At 68.5% G+C, this 6040-nt stretch carries 6 protein-coding genes and 1 pseudogene; 3 read left to right on the top strand and 4 right to left on the bottom strand.

Translation table 11 applies throughout. The features are described 5' to 3' along the window. Positions 1-130, top strand: a pseudogene (locus FFS27_RS33800) (hypothetical protein); the annotation flags it as partial. Between the two features lie 167 nt (positions 131-297). Further along, positions 298-795: a SprT family zinc-dependent metalloprotease gene (locus tag FFS27_RS26895; protein ID WP_003082453.1), complete on the top strand. Its 498-nt coding sequence runs from the start codon at positions 298-300 to the stop codon at positions 793-795. 1 nt (position 796) lies between these two features. Here FFS27_RS26895 and FFS27_RS26890 read toward each other — a convergent pair whose 3' ends face one another. The 4 genes from FFS27_RS26890 to FFS27_RS26875 form a co-directional block, all read right to left on the bottom strand. Next, the gene (locus tag FFS27_RS26890) at positions 797-1978 is read right to left on the bottom strand and encodes a CaiB/BaiF CoA transferase family protein (protein ID WP_023101430.1); all 1182 of its coding nucleotides are present in this window, start codon (positions 1976-1978) and stop codon (positions 797-799) included. An 88-nt stretch (positions 1979-2066) separates the two neighbouring features. Beyond that, complete coding sequence (locus FFS27_RS26885) at positions 2067-3206, bottom strand: acyl-CoA dehydrogenase family protein (protein ID WP_021264456.1); 1140 nt, start codon at positions 3204-3206, stop codon at positions 2067-2069. 101 nt (positions 3207-3307) lie between these two features. Continuing rightward, a complete protein-coding gene (locus FFS27_RS26880; RefSeq protein WP_023095944.1) occupies positions 3308-4327 on the bottom strand; it encodes an LLM class oxidoreductase in 1020 nt (339 codons plus the stop codon). Next, on the bottom strand, positions 4324-4953 hold the full coding sequence (locus FFS27_RS26875; RefSeq protein WP_003140525.1) for a glutathione S-transferase family protein: 630 nt from the start codon (positions 4951-4953) through the stop codon (positions 4324-4326). The genes FFS27_RS26880 and FFS27_RS26875 overlap by 4 nt, the downstream gene beginning before the upstream one ends. A gap of 201 nt (positions 4954-5154) precedes the next feature. On the opposite strand from FFS27_RS26875, the gene FFS27_RS26870 reads away from it, so the two are divergent. Continuing rightward, the coding region (locus tag FFS27_RS26870) for a LysR substrate-binding domain-containing protein (protein WP_137952324.1) at positions 5155-6040 on the top strand (886 nt) is incomplete at its 3' end.

Genomic DNA, 6040 nt, shown 5'->3' with positions numbered 1-6040 from the left:
CATCCACAAGGACGAAGGCTTCCTGTTCTCCAGCTCGGTGCTGGCGGTGGGCCTGGTGGTGCTGGTGGCGATGATCGCCCTGTCGGTGATCCTCTGGGGCAGCGGGGTCGGCCCGGAATACACCAGCTGACGTCCAGCGAACGCATCGTACGACCGGGCCGCGGGTAACCGCCGCCCGGTTTTTTCTTGCCCGCCGCCGCGCTTGCCTGATCCTGCACCCCGGACGAGCGGTCGTCCCGACGCCTGCGCCCGCCCTCCTGTCTCCGGCATAATCGCCCGCTGCTGGAGTCTTCCCGAATGCCCGAACACCTCAACGCCCGTGTCGAGGCCTGCTATCGGCAGGCCGAACACTTCTTCCAACGCAGCTTCCCCCGCCCGACCGTCAGCTTCCGCCTGCGCGGCCAGAAAGCCGGGGTCGCCCACCTCGACGAGAACCTGCTGCGCTTCAATCCCCAGCTGTACCGCGAGAACCGCGAGCACTTCCTGGAACAGACCGTGGCCCACGAAGTCGCGCACCTGATCGCGCACCAGTTGTTCGGCCCGCGCATCCGCCCCCACGGCGAGGAGTGGCAGTTGATCATGCGCGGCATCTACGGCCTGCCGCCGGACCGCTGCCACACCTACGCGGTCAAGCGCCGCGCCACCACCCGCTACCTGTACCGCTGCCATTGCCCGGAGCACAACGACTTCCCGTTCTCCCCGCAACGCCACACCCTGGTGGCCAAGGGGCGCCGCTACTACTGCCGGCGCTGCAAGGCGACCCTGGTATTCACCGGCGAAGTGCTCCGCGAGTGATTCAGGCGATGGCCCCGGCCGCCTTCAGCTCGGCGATCCGTTCGGCGGAGTAGCCCAGGCCTTCGAGCACCGCCACGGTGTCGGCGCCGAGCGCCGCGCCGATGTGGCGAGGCGCCGGCAGGCCGGCGGAAAACTTGATCGGACAGGCCATCTGCGCCTGGCTGCCGCCGTCCGCCAGCGGCACCCGGGCGACCAGCCCGCGCGCCTGCAACTGCGGGTGCTCCAGCGCCTCGGAAAGCGGCAGCAGCGGCTCCACGCAGGCATCCAGGGCGGCGAACACCGCCTGCCATTCGGCGAAGTCGCGTTTCTCGAACTCCATCTCGATCTCGCGCTTCAGCGCCCGCTGCTCTTCCGGCTTCGGCGACAGGCCGCGGGCGGCCAGTTCCGGGCGGCCGATGGCGGCGCAGAATTGCTGCATGAACTGCGGTTCCAGGCTGCCCACCGAGAACCAGCGGCCATCGCAGGTGCGGTAGTAGTCGTAGAAGCTGCCGCCGTTCAGCGCCAGCGCCTCCATCTCCGGCTCGACCCCGGCCGCGAGATAGCCGGCGCCGGCCATGCCGTTCAGGCTGAAGGCGCAGTCGGTCATGCTGATGTCGACGAACTGCCCCTCGCCGGTCTGCTGCCGGTGGATGACCGCCGCCAGCAGGCCCATCACGCCATGCAGCGAACCACCGGCGAGGTCCGCCAGTTGCACCCCCAGCGGCAACGGGCCACGTTCGCGGCGCCCGGTGTAGCTGGCGACGCCGGCCAGCGCCAGGTAGTTGATGTCATGCCCGGCGCGCTCGCGGTACGGCCCGGTCTGGCCGTAGCCGGTGATGGCCACGTAGATCAGCCGCGGGTTCGCCGCCTTCAGCGCCTCGTAGCCGACGCCGAGCTTGTCCATCACCCCCGGACGGAACTGTTCGAGGACGATGTCGTATTCGCGTACCAGCTCCAGCACCACCTCGCGTGCGCCCTGCCGCTTCAGGTCGAGGCCGATGGAACGCTTGTTGCGGTTCAGGTAGGCATGACTGGCCGAGGTGCCGTCGACGTGCGGCGGCAGCACCCGCACCAGGTCCATGCGCCCGGGCGACTCCACGCGCAGCACGTCGGCCCCCATGTCGGCCAGCAGCAGCGAGGCGAACGGCCCCGGCAGCAGGGTCGAGAAATCCAGCACTTTCAACGATGACAACGGGCCTTTCATGCTCCCTCCTCTGGGTCGCCGGGCATTGGTCGGGATCGCCTGCCGAGCAGCCTATCCGCCCGCCGCGCGGCGCGACATGGCCGTGGCGTCAGAGCTTCATGCCACGGCTGATGATCTCTTTCATGATCTCCGAGGTACCGGCGAAGATCCGCTGGATGCGGGCGTTGGCGTACATCCTGCAGATCGGATACTCCCACATGTAGCCCCAGCCGCCATGCAGTTGCACGCCTTCGTCGACCACCTTGCCCAGCAGCTCGGTGGTGAACAGCTTGGCTTCGGCGGCGACCTCGGGGGTCAGCTTCTTCTGGTTGTGGTCCATCACGCAGCGGTCGGTGAAGACCTGCGCCACGTCGATCTGGGTACGCATTTCGGCGAGCTTGAAGCGGGTGTTCTGGAAGTGCGCCACCGGCCGGCCGAAGGCCTGGCGCTCCTTCACGTAATCGATGGTCGCCTGCAACGCCGCCTCGGCCCCGGCCACCGCGCCGCAGGCGTTGGTCAGGCGTTCCTGGGCGAGCATGTTCATCAGGTAGAAGAAGCCGCCCTTGGCGTCGCCCAGCAGGTTTTCCTTCGGCACCCGCACATTGTTGAAGAACAGTTCGGCGGTGTCCTGGCTCTTCATGCCGAGCTTCTTCAGGTTGCGCCCGCGCTCGAAGCCTTGCATGCCGCGCTCCACCAGGAACAGGCCCATGGCGTGCTTGTTCGCCGGATCGGTCTTCGCCGCGACGATCACCAGGTCGGCCAGCAGGCCGTTGGAGATGAACACCTTGGAGCCGTTCAGCAGCCAGTGGTCGCCCTTGTCCACCGCGGTGCTGCGCATGCCGGCCAGGTCGGAGCCGGCGGACGGCTCGGTCATGGCCACGGCGAGGATGGTCTCGCCACGGACGATCCCCGGCAACAGGCGGGCCTTCTGCTCGGCGCTACCGTATTCGGCGATGTACGGCCCGCACAACGCCGAGTGCAGCGGGATCATGAAGCCCGGTTCGTTGATCCGCGCCAGCTCCTCGCACATGATCTGCTCGTAGCGGAAGTCCTTGAGCCCGGCGCCACCGTACTCCTCGTCCGCCCAGGGCAGCAGGAAGCCCATCTCCCCCGCCTTCCTCCAGACAGCGCGGTCGACCAGCCCGGCCTCTTCCCAGGCGTCCTGGTGCGGCACCACCTCTTTGTCGAGAAAGGCGCGGAAGGCATCGCGGAACAGGTTGTGTTCGGTCTCGAAGATCTGCCGTTGCATGTACGGGGACTCCCTGCGGTCAGTGGTTCCGCAGGGTAGGCGGCGCCGGCCGGCGCCCTCAATGACGCGAGCGCTCAGGCTCGGTTGACCGAATCGGTCAGCTACCAGTCCATGCTCGCCGGCTGCACGCCCGGGTGGGACGGGAACAACGGCAGCACCTCCTCGGCCAGTTCCTGGATGACTTCCGCTGCCGGCCTGGCGGAGAACTGGATGCCCAGGGCGGCATGGTTGACGCCCGCCGCACGCCATTCGCCGAGCAGCTCGATCAGGCCGTTGCGCCCGGTGCGCAGGACGTAGCCGCCGTGCAACGACGTACGCGGATACGCCGGGTCGTCCACCAGGTCCAGCCATTCGTTGGTCATGTGCGGGCGGAACCCGCCGTCCGCGATGGACATCCTCCAGGCGCGGATCTTCCCGGCCAGGCGACGTGGCCCGGACGCATCGACAGTCGACTCCGGATAGGTCAGCCAGCCATCCGCCTGGCGTGCCAGCCAGTCCGCCGGCTGCCGCGCGGAGCCGGTGACGACCAGCGGGATGGCGCCGGCCGGCGGACGCGGCAACAGTTCGGCGTCGTCCAGCGTACCGAGCGGCGAGGCGACGTGCCGGCAGCCGTGCAGCAGTTGGCGCAGGTAGTCCAGGCCCTGGGCGAACCGCTCGCCGCGCTGCGCATGCTCCAACCCGTAGGCGGGGAACTCCACCGGCCGGTCGCCGGAGGCGAGGCCCAGCACCAGGCGTCCGCCGGACAACCGGTCGACGCTCGCCGCGGCCTTGGCCAGGTCGACCGGTTGGCGCAGGGAAAGCACCGCGCTGCCGGTGGCCAGGGCGATACGGCGGGTCCGCGCGGCCAGATAGCCAAGGTAGGTGAACGGATCGAACACTTGTCCGGCATCGCCGAAGCGTGGGTCGAACAACGGTACGTCGCGTACCCAGACGGCGGCGAATCCCAGTCGATCGATGTCTTCGACCAGCCGCGCCTGGCCCAGCAGCACCCGCATGTCGCCCTGGTAGAAACGCAACGGCAGGAACAGGCCCAGGGTCAGCGCGTCTGCGGCGAACATGCGCCGATAGCCAGGGTGCCCGACGAAGGCCGGCGCCGAGGCGCCTTGCAGCAGGGCGCTCATGGACCCACCGCCGGTTCCGGCAGGACGATCCCGCGCTGCACCGCAGGCCGCAGGGCCATGCGCCGGTGCCAGTCGTCCAGGTGGCGATAATGGCTGAAGTCGAAGTCGACGATCCGCGCCGTATGGGTCCAGCCGAAGGTGGCGATATCGGCGATGGAGTATTGCTCACCGGCCAGCCAGGGCCGTCCGGCCAGGCGCTGGTCGAGGGTGGCGAAAACCTCCTCGGAGAGCCGCCGATAGCGTTCGATGGCCGGCGGGTACCGCTCTTCGGCGAAGATCTCGAAATGCACGCGCTGGCCGAGGATGGGCCCCATGCTGGAAGCATGGAAAGTCAGCCAGGTCAGGGCCTCCCAGCGTTCCCGGGGGGCGTCGGGAAGCAACCGCCCGCTGGTCTCCGCCAGGTACTGCAGGATCGCCGCCGACTCGAACAGGGTGATGCCGGCGGCCCGGTCTACCAGCACCGGTATCCGGCCATGTGGATTCAGGCGCAGGAATTCCGGGCGGCGTTGCTCGCCATGGTCGATGCGAACGTGGTGCAGTGCGTAGGGCAGCCCCAGTTCCTCGAGGGCGATGGTGATCTTGAATCCGTTGGGTGAACTGTCGCTGTAGAGCTGGAGGGAAGGCATGGCAAGTATCCTTGCAGCGCTGGACTATCCGGCGCCTGGGCGATGGGGGCGGCGCCGACCGGGGAAACCGCCTCGGCCGCTTCCCGCACACCGAAGAAAGCAGCTAGGCTAAAGTCTCTCGTTTCGCCACACATGCTGAAGCCCAGGTCGGCGGATGAAAAACGATCCTTTCTACAACCTGTTTATAGAAAAACTGAATTCATGGGTGCCGTCCTCCCGCTCCTCGCGCTACGCGCTTTCGTCGAAACCGCCCGCCACGGCAATCTCACCCGCGCGGCCGCGGCCATGGGCGTCACTCCCGGCGCGGTAAGCCAGCAGCTCAGGGCTCTGCAGGCGCGCACCGGCGTCGTCCTGTTCCAGCGCTTCAGCCATGGCATGCGCCTGACGCCGGAGGGCGAGCAGGTCTATCCCGGCCTCCGCCAGGCCTTCGAGCAGATCACCGCGAGCCTTGCCCAGCTGGAGGCAATCAATGCCCGCCAGACCCTCACGGTCAGCACCGAGCCCTCCTTCGCCGCCACATGGCTGGTGCCGCGCCTCGGTCAATTCAGCGCGTCGCACCCGCAGGTGGAAGTCCGCGTGGAGGCTACGGCACTGCTCGCCGACCTGCGCCGGGAACGAATCGACGTCGCCATCCGCCACGGGCTCGGCGACTACCCCGGACTCGACGTGCAGGCGCTGATGGCCCCGCCGCTGATCCCGGTGGCCAGCCCGCGCCTGCTGGCGGAAGGCCCTGAGATCCGCGAAGCGATCGATTGCCTGGCCTACCCGCTGTTGCAGGAGTCGGAGCGCAATGACTGGCGCCTGTGGCTGCGGGCGATGGGGGTGGAGGACGACCCGCGCAGCGAGAGAGGTCCGGCTTTCGCCGACGACCTGCTGCTGGTTCGCGCCGCCGAGGCCGGCCAGGGTATCGCGCTGGTACGGGAGATCCATGCCCGCGCCGAGATCGCCAGCGGCCGCCTGGCGGTCGCCCTCGAGCGGCCCTGGCCGAGCCGCTTCGCCTATTACGCGGTGAGCCTGCCAGGAGCGGCGCAACGAGCACCCCTCTCGCTGTTCCTCGCCTGGCTGCGCGAGCAGGCCGCTGCCGAGG

The organism is Pseudomonas sp. 2VD (assembly GCF_005503585.1).
GTDB lineage: Bacteria > Pseudomonadota > Gammaproteobacteria > Pseudomonadales > Pseudomonadaceae > Pseudomonas > Pseudomonas aeruginosa.
The sequence above is the reverse complement of the archived record's forward strand: the minus strand, read 5'-3'. Positions and strand labels throughout refer to the sequence as shown.

Coding starts and splice junctions, on each gene's coding strand:
- FFS27_RS26895 (WP_003082453.1), top strand. CDS start 298: ATGCCCGAACACCTCAACGCCCGTGTCGAGGCCTGCTATCGGCAGGCC.
- FFS27_RS26890 (WP_023101430.1), bottom strand. CDS start 1,978: ATGAAAGGCCCGTTGTCATCGTTGAAAGTGCTGGATTTCTCGACCCTG.
- FFS27_RS26885 (WP_021264456.1), bottom strand. CDS start 3,206: ATGCAACGGCAGATCTTCGAGACCGAACACAACCTGTTCCGCGATGCC.
- FFS27_RS26880 (WP_023095944.1), bottom strand. CDS start 4,327: ATGAGCGCCCTGCTGCAAGGCGCCTCGGCGCCGGCCTTCGTCGGGCAC.
- FFS27_RS26875 (WP_003140525.1), bottom strand. CDS start 4,953: ATGCCTTCCCTCCAGCTCTACAGCGACAGTTCACCCAACGGATTCAAG.